Source organism: Psychrobacillus sp. 05T411, from assembly GCF_056396485.1.
The window spans coordinates 16122-36887 of the sequence record NZ_JBFTLO010000002.1 but is presented as its reverse complement, the minus strand read 5'-3'; the positions used below and the strand labels follow the sequence as shown (position 1 = coordinate 36887).

Here is a 20766-nt window from a genome sequence, read left to right as displayed (position 1 = left end):
GAATATGAACCAAGATAAACCACATGTATTAGTAATAGATGGAATGGCGCTACTATTTCGCTCATTTTTTGCAACCGCGATGTCTGGAAATTATTTTAAAAATGATAAAGGGATTCCAACGAACGCTGTCCAAGGATTTGCCCGCCATGTACTAGCTGCTCAAAATTTAATGCAGCCGACACATATGGCGGTTTGTTGGGATAAAGGGGCACACACATTTCGAAATGAACTATATGATGGATATAAAGCAAACCGCCCGAAACCAGCAGAAGAACTAATTCCCCAATTTGATATGGCACAAGATTTGTCCGAGCATTTAGGCTGGATGAACTTTGGGATAGTTGGAATGGAGGCGGATGATACCATTGCTTCTATTACACATAAATGGCAAGATGATGCGAAGTTCACGATTGTAAGTGGAGATAAAGATTTATTGCAGTTACTACATCCGTCGACGGAAATCGCTTTTACGAAAAAAGGATTTACGATTTATGATGTGTACAATGAAGCTCGTTTTAAAGAAGAGTATGGGATTTCACCATTATTATTCCCTGATGTAAAAGCATTCATGGGGGACACGAGTGATGGCTATGCTGGGGTAAAAGGAATCGGGCCGAAAACGGCATTACAACTAGTGCAAACATACGGAACGGTAGAAGCAGTGATTGATTCCCTTCATTTATTGAAAGCAGGGCAACGAACGAAAATTGAAACAGATTTAGAAATGTTGAAGTTATCGAAAGAACTAGCAACGATTCGAAGAGATGTCCCGATCGAAGCAGAGCTAGATCACTTGGTTGTAAAAGACATTACATCAACTAAATTCGATTATTTATATGAGCATGGCTATACAATTTTAGCAAGACAGCTTCAAAACTAAACGGAAGATGTTGGTGTAACCTGTATGAATGTTAATATAGAAGCGTTTTGCGAATAAGGAACTTTGCGAATTTTGCTTTCCCGATTTCGACCGCCATTGTCATGAATGATTAATACAAGTTGGTCGTTTTCTATTTCATATCCGATAAGGGGTACCCAATGATAGGCGAATGTTGATTTTTTATTCCATTGTAAGGAAAAGTATTTATCGAATTTGAGTGCGATTGGTCGACCTTTTTTAAGCTCTTGTAAAGCTGTATGAAGGGAACATTTTTTAATTTTCCAATTTGGTCCGAGTATTTTGCGCATATTCCGAATAAATCGATGGGTGAATAAACCGATACGTGTTCCACCTAATTTTCTATAAAGATCATTCGGTTGAAAAGGATTGGCATTTGGCAATAAATAGTTTAATAGTACGTACGCAGTAACTGGTCCGCAAGCAGAAGCACGGTAGGTCGAATGAATGGAAGAATCATATTGAGAAATACCTTGAACATGTAATTGAGTTTGCATATGTAACCTCCTAGTATAAAGAGTTTTTCCTAATCCATAGGGAAGAACTCTTTTTTATTTTGTGCCAATTGCTTACGTATAAATTAAATCATCCATTGATAAGTTGCAACTTTAAAAGTATAGTAAAAACTATTATCAAAACATTGAGAATAAAATATAATGACATTATGTTCAGTATATACATATTTTTCAAAGGGGGGATGACATGATTACTTTTAAAACGATGGACCAGATCACATTTAAAGATGCACATGAACTTTTTACGAATGGGTTTGAAGGGTATTATATTCCGATGAAAATGTCTTTGGATGCTTTTGTTGCACGTTTCGGAAATGATAATCTTTCACCGGCTTTTTCGATTACTATGATTGACGAAAATATTCCGATTGGATTTGTGTTACAAGGAGTCCGGGAAGTGGATGGTCAGAAAATAGCGTGGAATGGTGGAACAGGGATTATTCCAACGTACAGAGGAAAAAAACTAGGGTCTGTACTTATAGAAAATGCACTTCATATATTGAAAGAGCAAAATGTAGGTATTGCAACATTAGAAGCTTTATCCATTAATCAGCCGGCTATTAAACTATACGAAAAAGTTGGTTACAAAATAATAGATACATTGCATTTTCTAGAGGCGGATGGCGAGCTTGTTTTTGATGAAAATGTTGCAAATGAGTTTTCACTCAAAAGAATTCCCGCCTTACAAGCGGTAAATGCAGGGATCTTTCCCACCATCGTTCCGTGGCAAGTTGATCCAAATACTATTCCAAGAGTAGGAGGCGAAGCAGTTATTGCAACAAAGGGAAATGAAGTTCTCGCTGCTTGCTTAGTAAGAACAAAGCAACAATATGGGGGAGAAATGGAAGGAGTCACTTTGTTTCAGGCTACTATAAATACTGAGAATGAGGAAGGGGAGCGTGCACTTCAGGCGGTGCTGCAAGAAGGTTTGCATTTTCAAGATTCACTTAAAAGAACTACCTATAATTTATTCGACCATTCTAATAAAACGCTTCCTTTTTTACTGGGTAAAGGATTTACCAAAACAGACATCTCGCAAGTATTTATGGTGAAGCAATTGTAGAACAGTCTTTTTCGAATTAATTCAAAGCATCAATAGCGAAGCAAATTATTAGGAGGGCCCAATCATGCAAAAAGTAATCGTTTATAGAAAAGTGGATCCGCGTGTTTTAGACTATTTACGTACAAGATGCGAAGTCGTTTATTTTGAAAAATTAGATGACACAAGGTATCCGCAATTTATCTCTCATCTGAAAGATACGGTAGCATTGATAGGTTCAGCTCTAAAAATAGATGAAGAAATTTTGGAGAAAAGTCCAAAGTTGAAAGTAGTAAGTAATATTTCGGTTGGATATGATAATTTGGATTTAGATATTTTAACAAAACGAAATATTTTAGCAACAAATACACCAGACATTTTAAATGAAACTGTAGCGGATGCAGTATTCGGCGTACTTCTTTCTGTTGCTAGAAGAATACCAGAGTTGGATGAATATGTGAAACAAGGAAATTGGGATGCAATGATTGGAGAAGAGTTGTTTGGACATGATGTTCACGGTAAAGTGATAGGAATTATTGGAATGGGTGGTGTCGGAAAGGCAATAGCGACACGGGCGAAATTTGGTTTTGGTATGGAAGTTTTATATCATAATAGACGTCGCGACGAGGAAATCGAATCGAATTATGATGCACAGTATTGCAGTTTTCAAGACTTACTGAAACGCGCGGACTTTGTTTGTAATATGGTTCCACTAAGCGAGGAAACGAAAAATATGTTTGGTACCGCCGAATTTAAGTTGATGAAGAAAAATGCTATTTTTGTAAATGGATCACGTGGTGCTGTCGTCGATGAAGATGCCTTAGTTGAAGCATTGGAGAATAAAGAAATCGCTGGGGCTGGATTAGACGTTTATAAACAGGAACCAGTTCATGTCAAACATCCCTTATTGAAATTTCCAAACGTTGTAACTACACCACATATAGGATCGGCGACGGTAGAAACGAGATTTAAGATGGGGATGCTCGCTGCTGATTCAGTCTTAAAGATACTTAAGGGGGAATTCCCTTCGAATATATTGAACAAATTAAGTGCGCCTGCTGAAATAAGTAAACAATAGTTTCAAATGAAGAAATTACTATATGTAAAAAGCCCTTTGAAACTTAATGTTTCAAAGGGCTTTGTAAATTTGCGTTAATTAGTTCTGAGCATCTAAGAATTCTGTAACTTGTTCAGGGGATTTAGCATTTGCACTGTGTAAATGTGCTTTTTTCTCGCCATTTTGATAAATAAGAAGGCTAGGAATACCCATTACTTCGTATTTTTCAGCAATTTCCGGTAATTCGTCACGATTTACTTCATACCATGTATATTGGTTATATTTTTCGATAATTGGATCGATGAACATTTCCATACGACGGCAATCTGGGCACCAGCCAGCTTCGAATTTTACTAGTACTTCGTTGTCTCCAGAGATGATTTCGTTAAATTGTTCTGCAGTTGTAATTTTGTTCATATTAAAAACCTCCTATGATTTGTTTTTAGTTTACACTCTTTTGAAAAGGGGGGAAAGAAAAATGTACTTTTCATTCATTTTATTATTGCGAAAATTTTAAAAATGTTCTAAACTAATAGTCATAGAGACTACTTCTATTTTTTTTATCAACAAAATGAATGAGCATTCATTCAAAACAAAGGGGAGGCTTTTGCACGTGACATTTCAAATTAAAAAAGCAGCGGTTCTTGGCTCGGGGGTAATGGGGTCTGGAATTGCAGCTCACTTAGCGAATATAGGTATTCCAACATTACTGTTAGATATCGTGCCAAAAGAAGTAAGTAAAGAAGAGGAAGCAAAGGGGTTAACATTAGAGCATCCAGCAGTTCGAAATAAATTTGCCCAAACAGCATTACAAAAATTGTTGAAACAAAAACCGGCACCGCTTACTTCTACTAAAAACGCACAACTAATTACTGCTGGGAACTTAGAAGACGATTTAGACAAATTAAAAGAAGTTGACTGGATTATTGAAGTAGTAGTGGAAAACTTAGATGTGAAAAAAAACTTATATGAAAAAATAGATGCAGTACGTAAAACAGGGACAATCATTAGCTCTAATACTTCTGGGATTAGTATTAATGCGATGGTGGAAGGACGATCCGAAGATTTTGCAAAGCATTTTCTTGGGACGCATTTCTTTAATCCACCACGTTATTTAAAACTGCTAGAAGTGATACCTGCCAAAACAACCGATTCTGAAGTAGTAGATTATATGAAGCAATTTGGTGAAGACGTTTTAGGAAAAGGCGTAGTACTAGCAAAAGATACACCCAACTTCATCGCTAACCGAATTGGCACCTATGGATTACTTGTAACACTTCGAGAAATGCAGGCACGCGGATTTTCTGTAGGGGAAGTGGATTCGGTTACTGGACCACTAATCGGACGTCCAAAATCTGCGACATTCCGTACATTAGACGTAGTTGGATTAGACACGTTTGCACATGTTGCGAAAAACGTATATGACCAAACAACTGGAGAAGAGCAGAGAGTGTTTGAAGTACCTGCATTTATGCATAAAATGCTTGAAAATAAATGGCTTGGTGCAAAAACTGGGCAAGGTTTCTTCTTAAAAGAAGGTAAAGAAATTAAAGAATTAAATCCGGAAACACTAGAATACGAGCCAGTCAAAAAGCTAAATACGCCAACGATAGAAATGGCCAAACAGCAAAAAGGATTAGCGGCAAAAGTGAAAACGTTAACATATGCAAAAGACCGAACTGGAGAACTGCTTTGGAGCATTTTAAGCCCGACACTTATTTATTCCGCTCAGTTGCACGGGGAAATTGCCGACGATATCGTATCCATTGATCAAGCGATGAAATGGGGATTCGGCTGGCAGCAAGGACCATTTGAATTATGGGATGCAATCGGTGTAAAAGAGTCAGTGGAAAAGATGAAAGCAGAAGGAAAGGAAATTCCTGTATTCGTACAGTCGCTTTTAGATAAAGGATTCGAATCCTTTTATAAAGAAGAAAATGGAGATCTTTATTACTTTGATGGAAATGACTACAAAATTGTTTCTTTCAATGAAAAAGTAATCGATCTGAAACGTTATAAGAAAAAACATGGTGTCATTAAATCCAATTCTGGTGCTAGTTTAATAGATTTAGGAGACGGTATTGCTTTACTAGAATTCCATTCTAAATCGAATGCAATTGGACTCGATATACTACAAATGATTAACTTTGCCATTGAGGAAGTGGAGAAAAACTATAAAGGGCTTGTGATTGGAAACCAAGGGAAAAATTTCAGTGTTGGAGCAAACCTTGGCATGATTTTGATGGAAGCACAAGACGATAATTTATTTGAATTGGACTTTGTTATTCGTAGCTTCCAAAATGCAACGATGAAAATTAAATATTCCTCTAAACCAGTAGTGGTTGCACCATTTGGGATGACACTTGGTGGTGGTGCAGAAGCTTGTTTACCAGCAGCCCATATTCAAGCAACGACAGAAACCTATATGGGGCTAGTGGAAGCAGGTGTTGGTCTAATACCAAGTGGTGGGGGAAACAAAGAGTTATACATGAAGCATTTAAAAGGACTTCCAAAAGGTGTTCAAGTGGACTATCAATATGTTGCCAATAAAGTATTTGAAACAATTGCGATGGCAAAGGTTTCCACATCTGGGGAAGAAGCGCTTGAAAATAACTACTTAAACTTTGCAGATGGTATTAGCGTGAATGCGGATCATCAATTGTATGATGCAAAACAAGCCGCACTAAGTCTTGCAAATGCTGGATATAAAGCTCCGTTACGAGAAAAGGTTCCGGTAACCGGATCTCCTGGATATGCAACATTACTTTTAGGTGCTGAAGGCATGTTCTTATCTGGCTATATTAGTGAGCATGACTTGAAAATTGCGAAAAAGCTTGCCTATGTGATCGCTGGTGGAGAAGTTCCATACGGTACTTTAGTGGATGAGCAATACTTACTGAATCTGGAGCGGGAGGCGTTTTTAAGTTTAGTTGCCGATCCAAAATCGCAAGCAAGAATGCAACATATGTTAGTGAAAGGTAAGCCATTACGCAACTAAGTTTGTTGCGTAGGTGATAAAGGAGGAAAACTCATGCGTGAAGCAGTTATTGTAGCAGGTGCAAGAACACCAGTTGGTAAAGCGAAAAAAGGATCTTTGGCTACTGTTCGTCCAGATGATTTCGGAGCATTAGTAGTAAGAGAAACCTTAAAAAGAGCGGGCGGTTATGATGGACCAATAGATGATTTAATATTAGGCTGCGCCATGCCAGAAGCAGAACAAGGGATGAATGTAGCTCGTAATATAGGGGCTTTGGCCGGACTGCCTGATTCAACCCCAGCTATAACAGTGAACCGCTTTTGCTCATCAGGATTGCAATCCATTGCTTATGCAGCAGAGCGTATTATGCTCGGGCATTCCGAAGCAATTATTGCAGGTGGAATAGAGTCGATGAGTATGGTACCGATGATGGGGAATACAATTCGACCAAATGCATATTTAGCAGAAACAGCTCCGGAGTATTATATGGGAATGGGCCATACAGCGGAGCAAGTGGCCAACAAATACGGAGTGAGCCGGGCAGACCAAGACGCTTTTGCAGTTCGTTCCCATGAGCTAGCTGCAGCTGCTATTGCTGCTGGTAAGTTTAACGATGAAATTGTTCCAGTAGAAGTAGTGAAGCATTTTGTAGATGAAAATAATAAAGCTGGGGAGAAAAAGCTTTTATTTGAAATGGATGAAGGTGTTCGAGTTGGTACATCGATCGAAACGCTTGCAAAGTTGAGACCTGCATTTAATGTACGTGGATCGGTAACAGCAGGTAATGCTTCGCAAACTTCGGACGGAGCAGGTGCAGTACTTGTGATGGATCGTGAAGTTGCAGTAGCACAAGGTTTAAAACCTATGGCTAAATTCCGTTCGTTCGCAGTGGGCGGGGTTGCACCAGATGTAATGGGGATTGGTCCGATTGTAGCCGTTCCAAAAGCATTAAAACTTGCAGGATTAGCTATTGAAGACATCGACGTTTGGGAAATCAATGAAGCATTCGCTTCGCAATCTATCCAAGTTGTACGTCACTTAGGCATTGATATCGACAAAGTGAATGTAAACGGTGGAGCGATTGCACTCGGACATCCACTAGGGGCAACTGGAACGATCTTGACATTAAAAATGATGAGCGAGCTTAAACGACAAGGAAAACAATTTGGAGTTGTAACGATGTGTATTGGCGGGGGAATGGGAGCAGCAGGCGTTTTTGAACTTTTATAACTTCATTCAGCAAAAAATGACTGCTGAATGAAGTTATAGCCTCCGGCGGATGCCACAGATTTTTAGAGGAATTTATCGAGCAAGCTCGATAAAAATCTGAGTGCAATGTTTTCTGCGACGAGCTTGCGCAGGAGCAAATACGACGAGGCGAATTTGATTACAAAATAATAGGGGGAAATGAACATGGCGGAAGTAAAGGAAGTTATTAAAGGTGGAAGCTTTTTAGTAGAAGATGTGGATGCAAGCCGTATTTTCACACCAGAGGATTTTACAGATGAACAAAAAATGATTGCGAAAACTGCGGAGGATTATGTTAAAAATGAAGTATTACCTGTCGTAGAAAAACTGGAAAATCATGAGTTTGAGCATTCGGTTCGATTACTTAAATCAGCAGGTGATCTTGGCTTACTTGCAGCGGATATTCCAGAAGAGTATGGCGGGATTGCATTAGATAAAATTTCTTCTGCATTAATTGCGGAGAAATTATCTGTAGCAGGTGGTTTTTCAATTACACATGGTGCTCATGTAGGGATCGGAACATTACCAATCGTCCTTTTTGGTAATGAAGAACAAAAACAAAAATACTTACCAAACTCTGCTTCTGGTGCGAAAATCTCTGCATATGCACTTACAGAGCCAGGTTCAGGTTCAGATGCACTAGGAGCGAAAACTAATGCAAGGTTAAATGCAGAAGGGACGCACTATATTTTAAACGGTGAAAAGCAATGGATTACAAATGCAGGTTTTGCAGATGTATTTGTTGTTTACGCAAAAGTGGATGGGGATAAATTCACTGCATTCATCGTAGAAAGAACATTCCCAGGCGTATCCGTTGGAGCGGAAGAAAAGAAAATGGGCATTAAATCATCTTCGACTCGTACGCTTATTTTACAAGATGCGCAAGTGCCGGTAGAAAACTTACTTGGTGAAATTGGTCGAGGTCATGTCATTGCGTTCAATATTTTAAATATTGGCCGTTACAAATTGGGAGTTGGAACTGTTGGAGGTTCAAAACGTGCATTGGAATTAGCGATTTCTTATGCGAATCAGCGTCAACAATTCAAAACACCTATCTCTTCTTTTAATTTGACGAAACAAAAATTAGCGACAATGGCATCGAAATTATATGCAACAGAAAGCTTAATCTACCGTACTGTTGGCTATTTTGAGGACCGTATGAGTCAGTTGAGTGCTGAAGAACAAAAGGACGGAAAAGCAATTGCAGCATCTATCGCAGAATATGCAATTGAATGTTCGATTAATAAAGTCGTAGGCTCAGAAGTATTGGATTATATCGCAGATGAAGCTGTTCAGTTACATGGCGGATATGGCTTCATGCAAGAATACGAAGTGGAACGCATTTATCGTGACTCTCGTATTAACCGCATTTTCGAAGGAACAAATGAAATTAATCGATTGATCGTTCCAGGGACTTTCTTGAAAAAAGCAATGAAAGGCGAATTGCCACTACTTCAAAAAGCACAAAGCCTGCAAGAAGAGTTACTGATGATGATGCCGGAAGAAGTAAGTGATGCGCCACTAGAACAAGAAAAAGTTTTAGTAGCAAATGCAAAGAAAATTGGTTTACTAGCTGCAGGTCTTGCCGCACAACGTTTCGGTACAAAGTTAGAGGCAGAACAAGAAGTTTTAGTAAACATTGCAAATATCGCTAATAACTTATTCGCAATGGAATCTGCTGTTCTACGTACAGAAAAAGCAATTGGCCGTGACGGAGCAGAAAAAGCAAACCAAAAATTGCTTTATACACAAATTTTCTGCCAAGAAGCATTCGATGAGGTTGAAAAAGCTGCGAAAGAAACGTTAATCGCTTCTGTAGAAGGCGATACATTACGCATGATGCTTTCTGCGCTTCGTAAACTAACACGTTATACTCCATATAATGTTATTACAAAAAAACGCGAAGCTTCTGTTAAATTAATAGACGCGGAGAAATATGTTGTCTAATTAGCTCACTATAAAAATACAGGGAACCGTAGTGCGGTTCCCTGTATTTTTTGATATGATAAATAGAAAAAGGTGAGAAGTAATGACAATTCAATTTTTTGGATATCCTAAATGTAGTACATGTAATAAAGCAAGTAAATGGTTAAAAAACCATGATGTAGAGTTTGTTCAACATCATATTGTGGAAACACCTCCTTCTAAGGAACTTATAAAAGAGATGCTTTCTGCGAGTGGCTTGGAATTAAAAAAACTTTTTAATACAAGTGGCACGAAATATAGAGAGTTGCAATTAAAGGATAAACTACCAAATATGACGGAAGAAGAACAAATTGAAACGCTAGTATCGGATGGAATGCTTGTAAAAAGACCACTTGTCTTTGATGGTAAGCATTTGACTCTTGGTTTCAAAGAAGAAGAGTTTGAACATATTTGGACAAACAACTAAAGTAGCTTGTTTTTACAATAAAAATATGTGAATATTATAAGTGAATATATAACTTATTTGAGAGGGGTATAATTATGAGCACACCAAAAGAATTGAAATATTCAGAAGAACATGAATGGGTAAAAACAGAAGGTGGAAATGCGCGTATTGGTATTACGCATTTTGCACAATCTGAGCTAGGAGATATCGTGTTTGTTGAGCTTCCACAAGTGGGAGACGATATTAAAGCGGGAGATCCATTCGGTAGTGTAGAATCAGTAAAAACTGTTTCAGAACTTTATGCTCCAATAAGTGGAAAAGTTGTAGAAGTAAATAGTGAACTAGAAGATAGCCCTGAATTTGTAAACGAATCTCCGTATGAAAATGCATGGATGATCGTTGTAGAACCATCAGATGCTTCAGAAATTGATGGTTTATTGTCTGCGGAAAAATACGAAGAATTAATTTCAGAATAATAATCAAAACGCCGGTTAATTGTCGGCGTTTTTTTCATATACTATGTTAACGATATAATTAGGGAGAGAAGCTAATTGGCTAATGTTTTTAGTGAAAAAGTAATTCTCGTTGAAGGAAGGTCGGATAAGCTCCAACTTTTACGACTTCTTGATGAATCCCCAGAAATTATTTGTACGAATGGTACGATCTCGAACGTAAAACTAGAAGAAATTTTAAGCCCATATGATGATTTTCCCATCTATGCATTTTTGGATGCGGATAAATCTGGCGAACAAATTCGATCCATCGTCCGAAAAGAATATCCAGAAGCAATACATCTATACACAAATCCAATGTACTGTGAAGTGGCCAACACCCCTTTCAAAGTTTTGGCTTCTATATTGAAACGTGTTAATATTAAGGTGAAAAAAGAATTTTTACTTTAGGATGATGTGTTGTGAATGAATGGACGCGAGAACAGTGGGAGCACCATAAAAAGGACGGACAGCTTTCGCTATTTTATCTTTATACACCGATGTGCGGTACTTGCATGGTAGCAAATAAGATGATGCAAGTGATCAATGAATTAGTACCAAATCCAATAGGTCAAGCAAATATAAATTATTTAGAAAGCCTAGCAATGGATTATGAAATTGAAAGTGTTCCTTGCCTGTTGATTGCTAAAAAAGGACACGTATACAAAAAAATATACGCTTTTCAATCCGTTCCTTTTCTAGTTGAAACAATAAAAAGTATTGACGATGAATTGGTTATATGATAATATACGTTTTACTGAGCAATAAAATCAAATAGTGTTACTCTTATTAAGAGTGGTGGAGGGAAGTGCCCTACGAAGCCCGGCAACCGTCATGTAAATGAAATGGTGCCAAATCACACAAAGCTAATGCTTTGGGAAATGAGAGAATGGATAAGTTCTATTTAGATAGAAAACTTACTTCCCTTCTGCTCTTTTGCAGAAGGGATTTTTTACTGTTAAAGGAAAGGTGAGATTTACATGATTAGTTTAAAAGAAGTTTCGAAGAAGTTCCAAACGAAACAAGGTACGATAATTGCTGTGGATGATGTAAATCTTGACATAAAGCAAGGCGAAATTTTCGGCATTATTGGATATAGTGGTGCCGGAAAAAGTACATTAATCCGGTTACTCAATGGATTAGAGAAACCAACTGCTGGACAAATAATAGTAAATGAAAAAGAAATCACTTCAATAAATGAGGATAAGCTTCGTCAAGTTCGACATAAAGTAAGTATGATTTTCCAACATTTTAACTTGTTATGGTCCAGAACAATTGCAGAAAATATTGCTTTCCCACTTGAAATTGCTGGAGTACCAAAGGATCAGCGAACGGCCCGTGTGAATGAATTGATAGAACTTGTTGGGCTTGAAGGAAGAGGGAATTATTATCCTTCTCAGCTATCAGGGGGGCAGAAACAGCGTGTAGGCATTGCACGTGCCTTAGCAAATCGTCCAGAAGTGTTACTCTGTGATGAAGCAACATCTGCACTCGATCCAGAAACAACGGATGCTATTTTAGATTTATTAGTTAGCATTAATGAAAAACTAGGTTTAACGATTGTGTTAATCACACACGAAATGCAAGTCATTCAAAAGATCTGCAATCGAGTGGCAGTAATGGAAGGCGGGCGTGTTGTTGAAGAAGGCGACGTGTTAGAAGTTTTCCAAAACCCAGAACAACCAATTACAAAACGATTCTTATCACAAGTATCAGAAGTAGGACAAGCGCAGCAGACGATACAAAATTTAGTAGATCTATATCCCAATGGCAAGTTAATCAAACTCGTTTTCGTCGGAGAACAGACCGAGCAACCAATTCTTTCAAGACTCATCAAACAATTTGAGCTAGAAGTAAATATCGTTCAAGGAAATATTTCACATACAAAAAGTGGTGCATTTGGTACGCTAATTCTCCAAATAGATGGAGATGCAAAAGCGGTCGATGAAGCGATTCGATTTATACATGAACAGAAAGTAAGTACAGAGGTGATCAACAATGATTAATACGCTTTTTCCGAATGTTGATTGGCCTAAAATGTGGGAAGCAGCACTAGAAACATTATATATGACAGCAGTCTCCACTATATTAACTGCCATTTTTGGTTTAGCACTTGGGCTCTTATTATTTTTAACAAGTCCACATCAAGCATGGGCAAATAAGCTAGCCAACTGGTTGACAGGTGCTTTTGTTAATATTTTCAGGTCTATTCCGTTTATTATTTTAATCATATTATTAATTCCTATAACGATATTTTTAGTTGGTACAATGCGTGGTCCAAATGCTGCTTTTCCAGCTCTTGTCATTGGAGCTGCTCCATTCTATGCACGTATGGTGTTAATCGGTCTACGAGAAATCGATAAAGGAGTTTTAGAAGCGGCAAAATCAATGGGTGCCAAAACCTCTACTATTATATGGAAGGTTTTACTTCCTGAATCGATGCCAGCTTTAGTTTCTGGGATTACAGTCACTTGTATTTCACTCGTCGGATATACGGCAATGGCGGGAATAATTGGTGCTGGCGGTCTAGGAACACTCGCTTTTCTAGATGGTTTCCAACGCAGTAGAACGGATGTTACATTAATGTCCACGATTTTAATACTGATCCTTGTATTTATTATTCAATGGATTGGCGATATGATTACTACGAAAATAGACAAACGATAAAGGTGTTTCCGGGTTTACCCGATCACATATAAAAATGGGGAAAATAGAAGGAGAGAATACAGATGAAGAAATTTTTAGCTGGAGCATTATTATCGGTAAGTGCATTAACACTTGCGGCTTGTGGGGATGACGATAGCAGCAAATTAGTAGTAGGTGCTTCTAACACACCACATGCTGAGATTTTAGAAGAAGTAAAACCAATCTTGGAAGAACAGGGAATTGAATTAGTTATAGAATCTTATCAAGACTACGTATTACCAAATAAAGATTTAGAATCTGATGAGCTAGATGCAAACTATTTTCAACATGTTCCGTACCTAGAGGATCAAATTGCTACATTTGGTTATGATTTTGTAAACGCTGGCGGAATTCATATCGAACCTATCGGATTATATTCTAAAAAATATGGTTCTATTGAAGAACTTCCAGAAGGCGCTACAATTTTAATGAGTAACTCAGTTCCAGACCATGGTCGTGTTTTAGCGATGCTTGAAAATGCAGGATTAATCACATTAGCAGAAGGAGTAAATAAAACAACTGCTGAAATATCTGATATTGTAGACAATCCAAAAAATCTTCAATTTGATCCTAACTACGAATCTGCTTTAATGGTTCAATTGTACGAAAATAACGAAGGTGATGCATTACTTATTAACTCAAACTATGCAATTGATGCAGGGTTAAATCCAATCGAAGACTCTATCGCAATTGAAAACTCCGATTCACCATACGTAAATATTATTGCAACAAAAGCTGGTAACGAAAATAATGAAAACATCAAAGCATTAGTAGACGCATTACACTCACAAGAAATCCAAGACTTCATCCAAAAAGAGTGGGGCGGCTCAATCGTACCAGTAAACGAATAAGTGAAATGATCAAGCGGGCACGCGTATAAAGTGCCTGCTTTTTTTATTCTTTAGGGAAATATAAAGTGGATAGTATGTCACTATATAGGGATACTGCGACGTAAAGAACCTTATAAGGTGGCCACTATGATTTTCGCTGCTGTCGACGCTTTCCGCCGGGTGAGCGATGAGCCATCCCCGCCGCCCTTAGGCGTACGTTGGGATGTCTCATTTGCCCACTCATCCGGCAGGAGTCGCCGCCAACATCGAAAATCAACAGAAAATGCTCGCTTATTAGTGCCGACTCGCTAAAAACCAAAATTCTATACAGTTTTCCAAATATATATTTCCATTAAATGGATTTGGACAATCAACTCTTCATGGAAAGCAACCATTTTTTAAAATAGCAAGTCGACTTAGATTGAGATAATAAGGATTTATTCCAATAACTGGGTGATAGAAAAGAACTTTATTCTAAAAGATGTGCCCTTTATTTGGAAACCGCATTTTCTAAACATTACGTAGTCGAATGGATTAATTTAATCTCTGATATGTATCGACACTAAATTAGGTAGCAATTCCCATGGATTTTCGCTGCAGGGCGGCGACTCCAATGGGATCAAGTGAGCAAGATGAGACTTCACATCGTACGCGCTAGCGGCGGTGAAGGCTCATCACTCACCCCATGGAAAGCGTCCGACCTGCAGCGAAAATCCCAGCGGACACCTCATTCAACTCATTACGTCGCCGTATCCCTATACTGTTCATCTCTCCTGTTACTTCGAAAATAAGATACATATAGAGACCATTTATGTTTTTTTATGCGTTCATTAAGTAGGCTTATCCATGCGTAAACTACTATTACTACAATAGTTAATTATATTTCTATGACCATCGATAGGTTTTCAAAAGAAAAATAAATGTTTAACATACATGCACATGGGTATGTACCATAATGTAGGTGTAAAAAATCGAAAGGGATGATTCACTATCAGTTCAGAAGGCTTACCTTATACGGAGCAGATGGACCACGCATTTAGAGGAGTGCACGGATTCGGATACGACGAATTACGAAACAGCCAAACTTTGCGAATGAAAGTCGAAAAAAGAAGACAACGAGATTACGAGAAAAGTGTTCAAGTTGTTGCTAAAATTGATGCCCAAGCCTTTAAAGGCTAATATGATTAAATCCATGAAGACATGTGCTTCGTGGATTTTTTTCATTAACACTATTTGCATAGTGAAATCGATTCTCAATTGGAAAGTCGTATTGAAAATATCAACTTATTCCAATTTAACAAAAAGATTAAGAGAAATGGGCTAGATATCAACAACTTTGTATGTTTTATATATTAAATTTGAAACTGTTTCAAAAGATTTGCCAGAGACATCAGTTTGGGTTAAGATTAGAATGATAATAAATTAGAATGGTTACACATTCATAGTTACTTAATGGAGGTTATTCAATGTCAACTTTAGTGATTAAGGATTTACACGTTGCAATCGACGGTAAAGAGATACTTAAAGGTGTTAATTTAACGATTAATACAAATGAAATTCACGCAGTCATGGGTCCAAATGGTACTGGGAAATCAACTTTAGCATCTGCTATTATGGGTCACCCTAAATATGAAGTAACATCTGGTTCAGTTGAATTAGACGGAGAAGATGTATTGGCAATGGAAGTGGACGAGCGCGCACAAGCGGGTCTGTTCTTAGCAATGCAATACCCAAGTGAAATTACTGGAGTAACAAATGCAGATTTCTTACGTTCAGCAATTAACTCCCGCCGCCCTGAAGGTGAAGAAATTTCATTGATGAAATTCATCCGTGAATTAGATAGCAAAATGGAATTTTTAGAAATGGACGTTGATATGGCACAACGTTATTTAAATGAAGGATTCTCAGGCGGAGAGAAAAAACGTAATGAAATTCTTCAATTAATGATGTTACAACCAAAATTCGCTATCCTGGACGAGATTGACTCTGGACTTGATATCGATGCGCTTAAAGTTGTTTCTAAAGGAATCAATGAAATGCGTGGAGAAGGTTTCGGAAGTCTTGTAATCACTCACTACCAACGTCTGCTTAACTATATTACTCCAGACTACGTACACGTAATGATGCAAGGTCGCGTAGTAAAATCTGGTGGTCCTGAGCTTGCACAAAAATTAGAAGCTCAAGGCTATGATTGGATTAAAGAAGAGTTAGGAATTGAAGACGAGACAGTTGGACAAGAAGCATAAGAAAGGGGACGAATAAACATGACGGTTGAAACAAAACTGGCATTAACCGAGCAAGATATCCGCTCCTTTTCAGAAGGTAAACAAGAGCCAAGCTGGATGACGGAACTTCGTCTAAAAGCATTTGGTGAACTTGAAACACTTCCAATGCCAACACCAGATAAAACAAAAATTACAAATTGGAATTTCACTGAATTTCCTACACATACTGTAGAAAGTAGTGTATACGCTTCTTTAGATGAACTTCCGGAAGAAGTAAAGGCACTTGTGAATGCAGAAGAGCAAAAAAACATCTATATTCAACATAACAACACACCTGCATTTACTTCTTTATCAGAAGCTTTACAAGCAAAAGGTGTCATTTTAACTGATATTTACACTGCCCTTCGCGAACATAGTGATCTTGTTCAAAAATACTTGATGACTGATGGCGTAAAAGTAAATGAACACAAACTTACTGCACTTCATGCAGCTCTTTTAAACGGTGGTGTATTTGTATACGTACCGAAAAATGTAGTAGTAGAAGAGCCAATTCAAGTAATTTATTTACATGATAATGATTCAGCATCTCTATTCAACCATACATTACTTGTTGCAGAAGAAAACAGTGTTGTAACTTACGTGGAAAATTATTTATCAACAGTTGAACATGCAAATGGTCAAGCGAATATCATTTCAGAAGTAATTGTCAAAGATAACGCAAAAGTTACATTTGGAACTGTAGATGTATTAGCAGAAGGATTTACTACTTATGTAAACCGCCGTGGGGTAACTAGTCGTGATGCAGTGCTTGAATGGGCACTTGGAATGATGAACGACAGCGATACAATTTCTGAAAATGTTACACATTTAGTTGGAGATAATTCAGAAGGCCACGTGAAAATGGTTGTTGTAGGTCGTGGGAAACAAAAACAAAACTTTACAACAAAAGTAATCCATTGGGGCAAACATACAGAAGGACAAATCTTGAAACACGGTGTGATGAAAGATGAAGCTTCTTCCATTTTCAATGGTATCGGGAAAATTGAATTTGGTGCGACAAAATCGAATGCAGAACAAACATCTCGTGTACTTATGTTAAGTGAAAAAGCTCGTGGGGATGCAAACCCAATTCTTTTAATCGATGAAGATGATGTAACAGCAGGTCACGCAGCTTCTGTTGGCCGAGTAGATCCACTTCAGTTGTACTATTTAATGAGCCGTGGTATTTCTAAACACGAAGCAGAGCGTCTAGTAATTCATGGATTCCTTGCTCCAGTAGTAAACGAATTACCTATCGAAGGCGTGAAGAAACAGCTGACGGAGGTTATTGAAAGGAAAGTTCGCTAATGCTCAGTAAAGAGATTCGAAGCTATTTTCCCATATTAAATCAAGAGATTAATGGACATCCACTTGTTTATCTGGACAGTGGAGCCACTTCTCAAAAGCCAATACAAGTTATTGAAGCGATTAAAAACTATTATGAATTCGAAAACTCGAATGTACATCGTGGTGTTCATACACTAGGTAACCGTGCGACGGAAAGCTATGAAGGAGCACGTGAAAAAGTTCGTAAATTCATCAATGCTAAATCTACACAAGAAATTATTTTCACTCGTGGTACAACGACTTCTCTTAATACAGTTGCACAAAGCTACGGCCGTGCAAATGTAAAAGAAGGCGATGAAATTGTTATTACGCATATGGAACACCATTCGAATATCATTCCTTGGCAACAACTTGCTAAAGAAACTGGTGCTACACTAAAATATATCGACTTAGAAGCTGATGGGACATTATCGTTGGAAAAAGTCCGTGCAACCATTACGGATAAAACGAAAATCGTATCGATTGTCTACGTTTCAAACGTACTTGGTACGATGAACCCAATTAAAGAAATCACCCAAATTGCACATGAGCATGGAGCTATTATGGTTGTGGATGGAGCTCAAGCAGCACCGCACTTAAAGTTAGATGTTCAAAACTTGGACTGTGATTTCCTTGCCTTTTCTGGTCATAAAATGTGTGGTCCTACTGGTATCGGTGTACTTTACGGAAAACAAGATTTGCTAGAAAAAATGGAACCAATTGAATTCGGTGGAGAAATGATCGACTTTGTAGGTTTGTATGAATCTACATGGAAAGAGCTTCCTTGGAAATTTGAAGGAGGCACACCAATCATTGCTGGTGCGATTGGTCTTGCAGCTGCAATTGATTTCTTGGAAGAGATTGGATTAGATGAAATTGAAAAACATGAGCATGAACTTGCTGCGATTGCAATGGAGAAAATGTCTACCATAAATGGTTTGACTATTTACGGACCTGTAGACCCATCTAAACGTGCAGGAATCGTAACATTTAACTTGGATGATGTGCATCCACATGATGTTGCAACTGTGCTTGATATGAATGGTGTTGCAGTTCGTGCAGGTCATCATTGTGCACAGCCTTTGATGAAATGGTTACAATGTACGGCAACTGCGAGAGCAAGTTTTTATCTTTATAATACAGAGGAAGATATTGACAGACTTGTAGCTGGACTGCGTACTGCAAAGGAGTATTTTAGCGATGTCTTCTAATTTAGATCAACTATATCGACAAGTAATAATGGACCATTATAAAAATCCTCGCAATAAAGGTAGTATTGAGGAAGGCGCATTGACAATTGATATGAATAACCCGACTTGCGGTGACCGCATTCATCTAACACTTCAAGTGGAAGATGGCATCGTTCAAAATGCCAAGTTTGACGGGGAAGGTTGTTCTATTTCCATGTCATCTGCATCCATGATGACACAGGCGATAAAAGGAAAGAAAATTGATGAAGCACTTCAATTATCCCATATCTTTTCTGATATGATGCTTGGGAAAGAATACGATGATTCTATTGACCTCGGTGATATCGAAGCATTAAACGGTGTAGCCAAGTTTCCCGCGCGTATTAAGTGTGCCACACTTGCGTGGAAAGCAATGGAAAAAGGCGTTTCAGAAGAACAGCAATAAAAGTAGAACGGAGGAATTACAATGGCAAAAAAAATGCCTGAAATTGGTGATTATAAATATGGTTTCCACGATAAAGACGTATCCATTTTCCGTTCAAAACGTGGTTTGACAAAAGATATCGTGGAAGAAATTTCACGTATGAAAAATGAACCACAATGGATGTTGGATTATCGTTTAAAAGCGTTGGAAATTTTCTATTCTAAACCAATGCCACAATGGGGCGGAGATTTAGGTTCACTTGATTTTGATGAAATTACTTACTATGTAAAACCATCGGAAGCTACACAAAAATCATGGGATGAAGTACCAGAAGAAATCAAAGCAACATTTGATAAACTAGGTATCCCGGAAGCAGAGCAAAAATACCTTGCTGGTGTTTCTGCACAGTATGAATCAGAAGTTGTTTACCACAACATGAAACAAGAATTAGAAGATATGGGGATTGTATTTAAAGATACAGACTCAGCACTTCGTGAAAATGAAGATATTTTCAAAAAATACTGGGGTACTGTCATTCCTTCATCGGATAACAAGTTCTCAGCACTTAACTCAGCTGTATGGTCAGGTGGATCATTTATCTATGTACCACCAGGCATAAAAGTGGATACACCTCTACAAGCGTACTTCCGTATTAACTCGGAAAACATGGGTCAATTCGAACGTACACTAATTATTGTAGATGAGGGTGCTTCTGTACATTACGTAGAAGGATGTACAGCTCCTGTTTATACAACAAACTCACTGCACTCTGCGGTAGTTGAAATTATTGTTAAAAAAGATGCATATTGCCGTTACACAACAATTCAAAACTGGGCGAATAACGTATACAACCTTGTTACAAAACGTACAGTTGTGGAAGAAAACGGAACAATGGAATGGATTGATGGCAACATCGGTTCAAAATTAACAATGAAATATCCAGCATGTATCCTAAAAGGAGAAGGTGCTCGTGGTATGACACTTTCAATCGCAATTGCTGGTAAAGGTCAACACCAAGATGCTGGTGCGAAAATGATGCACTTAGCTCCAAATACGTCATCTACTATTGTTTCGAAATCTATTTCCAAACAAGGTGGTAAAGTAACATACCGTGGTATCGTACACTTTGGACGTAAGGCAACAGGTGCACGTGCGAACATCGAATGTGATACATTAATCATGGATAACCAATCTACTTCGGATACAATTCCATACAACGAAATCTTGAATGATAATATTTCTCTTGAACATGAAGCGAAAGTTTCTAAAGTATCAGAAGAACAATTATTCTACTTGATGAGTCGTGGATTAAGTGAAGAAGAAGCAACAGAAATGATCGTAATGGGCTTTATCGAGCCATTCACAAAAGAACTTCCAATGGAATATGCGGTTGAGATGAACCGTTTAATCAAATTCGAAATGGAAGGATCGATTGGTTAATCAATTATAAC

General features: G+C 38.0%; 21 protein-coding genes and 1 riboswitch. Of the genes, 19 read left to right on the top strand and 2 right to left on the bottom strand.

All coding sequences use genetic code 11. The features are described 5' to 3' along the window. Positions 1-4 precede the first annotated feature (4 nt). Positions 5-880 carry a 5'-3' exonuclease gene (locus AC1DFT_RS01720; RefSeq protein ID WP_477917039.1) on the top strand — a complete coding sequence of 292 codons (876 nt, stop codon included), beginning with the start codon at positions 5-7 and terminating at the stop codon, positions 878-880. Here the strand turns inward: AC1DFT_RS01720 and AC1DFT_RS01715 are convergent. Beyond that, entirely contained in the window at positions 877-1395 is a 519-nt protein-coding gene (locus tag AC1DFT_RS01715) for a C39 family peptidase (RefSeq protein WP_477917037.1), read from the bottom strand. The two genes, AC1DFT_RS01720 and AC1DFT_RS01715, sit on opposite strands and share 4 nt — an antisense overlap. Before the next feature lie 205 nt (positions 1396-1600). Between AC1DFT_RS01715 and AC1DFT_RS01710 the strand changes: the two genes are divergently transcribed. Together AC1DFT_RS01710 and AC1DFT_RS01705 are read left to right on the top strand one after the other, a co-directional pair. Continuing rightward, complete coding sequence (locus AC1DFT_RS01710) at positions 1601-2476, top strand: GNAT family N-acetyltransferase (protein ID WP_477917035.1); 876 nt, start codon at positions 1601-1603, stop codon at positions 2474-2476. Between the two features lie 64 nt (positions 2477-2540). Then, positions 2541-3530 (top strand): 2-hydroxyacid dehydrogenase, encoded by a 990-nt coding sequence (locus tag AC1DFT_RS01705; RefSeq protein ID WP_477917033.1) that lies wholly within the window; start codon positions 2541-2543, stop codon positions 3528-3530. Positions 3531-3608: 78 nt separating this feature from the next. Here the strand turns inward: AC1DFT_RS01705 and AC1DFT_RS01700 are convergent, their stop codons facing one another. Then, complete coding sequence (locus tag AC1DFT_RS01700) at positions 3609-3926, bottom strand: thioredoxin family protein (protein ID WP_402980776.1); 318 nt, start codon at positions 3924-3926, stop codon at positions 3609-3611. A gap of 154 nt (positions 3927-4080) precedes the next feature. On the opposite strand from AC1DFT_RS01700, the gene AC1DFT_RS01695 reads away from it, so the two are divergent. The 16 genes from AC1DFT_RS01695 to sufB all read left to right on the top strand — a co-directional run bounded on the left by AC1DFT_RS01695 (position 4081) and on the right by sufB (position 20755). Next, positions 4081-6507 (top strand): 3-hydroxyacyl-CoA dehydrogenase/enoyl-CoA hydratase family protein, encoded by a 2427-nt coding sequence (locus AC1DFT_RS01695; protein ID WP_477917031.1) that lies wholly within the window; start codon positions 4081-4083, stop codon positions 6505-6507. Positions 6508-6540: 33 nt separating this feature from the next. Next, positions 6541-7716, top strand: a complete 1176-nt coding sequence (locus tag AC1DFT_RS01690) for an acetyl-CoA C-acetyltransferase (protein ID WP_477917029.1) — start codon at positions 6541-6543, stop codon at positions 7714-7716. Positions 7717-7899: 183 nt separating this feature from the next. Next, complete coding sequence (locus AC1DFT_RS01685) at positions 7900-9681, top strand: acyl-CoA dehydrogenase family protein (protein WP_477917027.1); 1782 nt, start codon at positions 7900-7902, stop codon at positions 9679-9681. A gap of 82 nt (positions 9682-9763) precedes the next feature. Next, complete coding sequence (locus AC1DFT_RS01680; protein WP_477917025.1) at positions 9764-10126, top strand: arsenate reductase family protein; 363 nt, start codon at positions 9764-9766, stop codon at positions 10124-10126. A 74-nt stretch (positions 10127-10200) separates the two neighbouring features. Then, positions 10201-10581 carry a glycine cleavage system protein GcvH gene (gene gcvH, locus AC1DFT_RS01675; RefSeq protein WP_477917023.1) on the top strand — a complete coding sequence of 127 codons (381 nt, stop codon included), beginning with the start codon at positions 10201-10203 and terminating at the stop codon, positions 10579-10581. Positions 10582-10656: 75 nt separating this feature from the next. Continuing rightward, on the top strand, positions 10657-11007 hold the full coding sequence (locus AC1DFT_RS01670) for a toprim domain-containing protein (protein WP_402821551.1): 351 nt from the start codon (positions 10657-10659) through the stop codon (positions 11005-11007). A gap of 11 nt (positions 11008-11018) precedes the next feature. Beyond that, complete coding sequence (locus AC1DFT_RS01665; protein WP_477917021.1) at positions 11019-11339, top strand: thioredoxin family protein; 321 nt, start codon at positions 11019-11021, stop codon at positions 11337-11339. 40 nt (positions 11340-11379) lie between these two features. After that, positions 11380-11484, top strand: a riboswitch (SAM riboswitch). Positions 11485-11576: 92 nt separating this feature from the next. Beyond that, on the top strand, positions 11577-12602 hold the full coding sequence (locus AC1DFT_RS01660) for a methionine ABC transporter ATP-binding protein (RefSeq protein WP_477917019.1): 1026 nt from the start codon (positions 11577-11579) through the stop codon (positions 12600-12602). Then, positions 12595-13263, top strand: coding sequence for a methionine ABC transporter permease (locus AC1DFT_RS01655; protein WP_477917017.1), 669 nt, complete (start codon positions 12595-12597; stop codon positions 13261-13263). Before AC1DFT_RS01660 ends, AC1DFT_RS01655 begins: the two co-directional genes overlap by 8 nt. 62 nt (positions 13264-13325) lie before the next feature. After that, entirely contained in the window at positions 13326-14132 is an 807-nt protein-coding gene (locus AC1DFT_RS01650) for a MetQ/NlpA family ABC transporter substrate-binding protein (RefSeq protein ID WP_477917016.1), read from the top strand. A gap of 1002 nt (positions 14133-15134) precedes the next feature. Continuing rightward, a complete protein-coding gene (locus AC1DFT_RS01645) occupies positions 15135-15290 on the top strand; it encodes a YuzK family famiily protein (RefSeq protein WP_477917014.1) in 156 nt (51 codons plus the stop codon). Between the two features lie 287 nt (positions 15291-15577). Beyond that, the gene (sufC, locus tag AC1DFT_RS01640; RefSeq protein ID WP_477917012.1) at positions 15578-16357 is read left to right on the top strand and encodes a Fe-S cluster assembly ATPase SufC; all 780 of its coding nucleotides are present in this window, start codon (positions 15578-15580) and stop codon (positions 16355-16357) included. A gap of 18 nt (positions 16358-16375) precedes the next feature. Next, positions 16376-17683: a Fe-S cluster assembly protein SufD gene (gene sufD / locus AC1DFT_RS01635; protein WP_477917011.1), complete on the top strand. Its 1308-nt coding sequence runs from the start codon at positions 16376-16378 to the stop codon at positions 17681-17683. Continuing rightward, complete coding sequence (locus AC1DFT_RS01630) at positions 17683-18912, top strand: cysteine desulfurase (protein ID WP_477917009.1); 1230 nt, start codon at positions 17683-17685, stop codon at positions 18910-18912. The genes sufD and AC1DFT_RS01630 overlap by 1 nt, the downstream gene beginning before the upstream one ends. Then, a complete protein-coding gene (gene sufU, locus AC1DFT_RS01625) occupies positions 18902-19336 on the top strand; it encodes a Fe-S cluster assembly sulfur transfer protein SufU (RefSeq protein ID WP_477917007.1) in 435 nt (144 codons plus the stop codon). Before AC1DFT_RS01630 ends, sufU begins: the two co-directional genes overlap by 11 nt. A gap of 21 nt (positions 19337-19357) precedes the next feature. Then, the gene (gene sufB, locus AC1DFT_RS01620; protein WP_477917005.1) at positions 19358-20755 is read left to right on the top strand and encodes a Fe-S cluster assembly protein SufB; all 1398 of its coding nucleotides are present in this window, start codon (positions 19358-19360) and stop codon (positions 20753-20755) included. The last annotated feature ends 11 nt before the right edge of the window (positions 20756-20766 follow it).

Coding starts and splice junctions, on each gene's coding strand:
- AC1DFT_RS01720 (WP_477917039.1), top strand. CDS start 5: ATGAACCAAGATAAACCACATGTATTAGTAATAGATGGAATGGCGCTA.
- AC1DFT_RS01715 (WP_477917037.1), bottom strand. CDS start 1,395: ATGCAAACTCAATTACATGTTCAAGGTATTTCTCAATATGATTCTTCC.
- AC1DFT_RS01710 (WP_477917035.1), top strand. CDS start 1,601: ATGATTACTTTTAAAACGATGGACCAGATCACATTTAAAGATGCACAT.
- AC1DFT_RS01705 (WP_477917033.1), top strand. CDS start 2,541: ATGCAAAAAGTAATCGTTTATAGAAAAGTGGATCCGCGTGTTTTAGAC.
- AC1DFT_RS01700 (WP_402980776.1), bottom strand. CDS start 3,926: ATGAACAAAATTACAACTGCAGAACAATTTAACGAAATCATCTCTGGA.
- AC1DFT_RS01695 (WP_477917031.1), top strand. CDS start 4,081: ATGAATGAGCATTCATTCAAAACAAAGGGGAGGCTTTTGCACGTGACA.
- AC1DFT_RS01690 (WP_477917029.1), top strand. CDS start 6,541: ATGCGTGAAGCAGTTATTGTAGCAGGTGCAAGAACACCAGTTGGTAAA.
- AC1DFT_RS01685 (WP_477917027.1), top strand. CDS start 7,900: ATGGCGGAAGTAAAGGAAGTTATTAAAGGTGGAAGCTTTTTAGTAGAA.
- AC1DFT_RS01680 (WP_477917025.1), top strand. CDS start 9,764: ATGACAATTCAATTTTTTGGATATCCTAAATGTAGTACATGTAATAAA.
- gcvH (WP_477917023.1), top strand. CDS start 10,201: ATGAGCACACCAAAAGAATTGAAATATTCAGAAGAACATGAATGGGTA.
- AC1DFT_RS01660 (WP_477917019.1), top strand. CDS start 11,577: ATGATTAGTTTAAAAGAAGTTTCGAAGAAGTTCCAAACGAAACAAGGT.
- AC1DFT_RS01655 (WP_477917017.1), top strand. CDS start 12,595: ATGATTAATACGCTTTTTCCGAATGTTGATTGGCCTAAAATGTGGGAA.
- AC1DFT_RS01650 (WP_477917016.1), top strand. CDS start 13,326: ATGAAGAAATTTTTAGCTGGAGCATTATTATCGGTAAGTGCATTAACA.
- AC1DFT_RS01645 (WP_477917014.1), top strand. CDS start 15,135: ATGGACCACGCATTTAGAGGAGTGCACGGATTCGGATACGACGAATTA.
- sufC (WP_477917012.1), top strand. CDS start 15,578: ATGTCAACTTTAGTGATTAAGGATTTACACGTTGCAATCGACGGTAAA.
- sufD (WP_477917011.1), top strand. CDS start 16,376: ATGACGGTTGAAACAAAACTGGCATTAACCGAGCAAGATATCCGCTCC.
- AC1DFT_RS01630 (WP_477917009.1), top strand. CDS start 17,683: ATGCTCAGTAAAGAGATTCGAAGCTATTTTCCCATATTAAATCAAGAG.
- sufU (WP_477917007.1), top strand. CDS start 18,902: ATGTCTTCTAATTTAGATCAACTATATCGACAAGTAATAATGGACCAT.
- sufB (WP_477917005.1), top strand. CDS start 19,358: ATGGCAAAAAAAATGCCTGAAATTGGTGATTATAAATATGGTTTCCAC.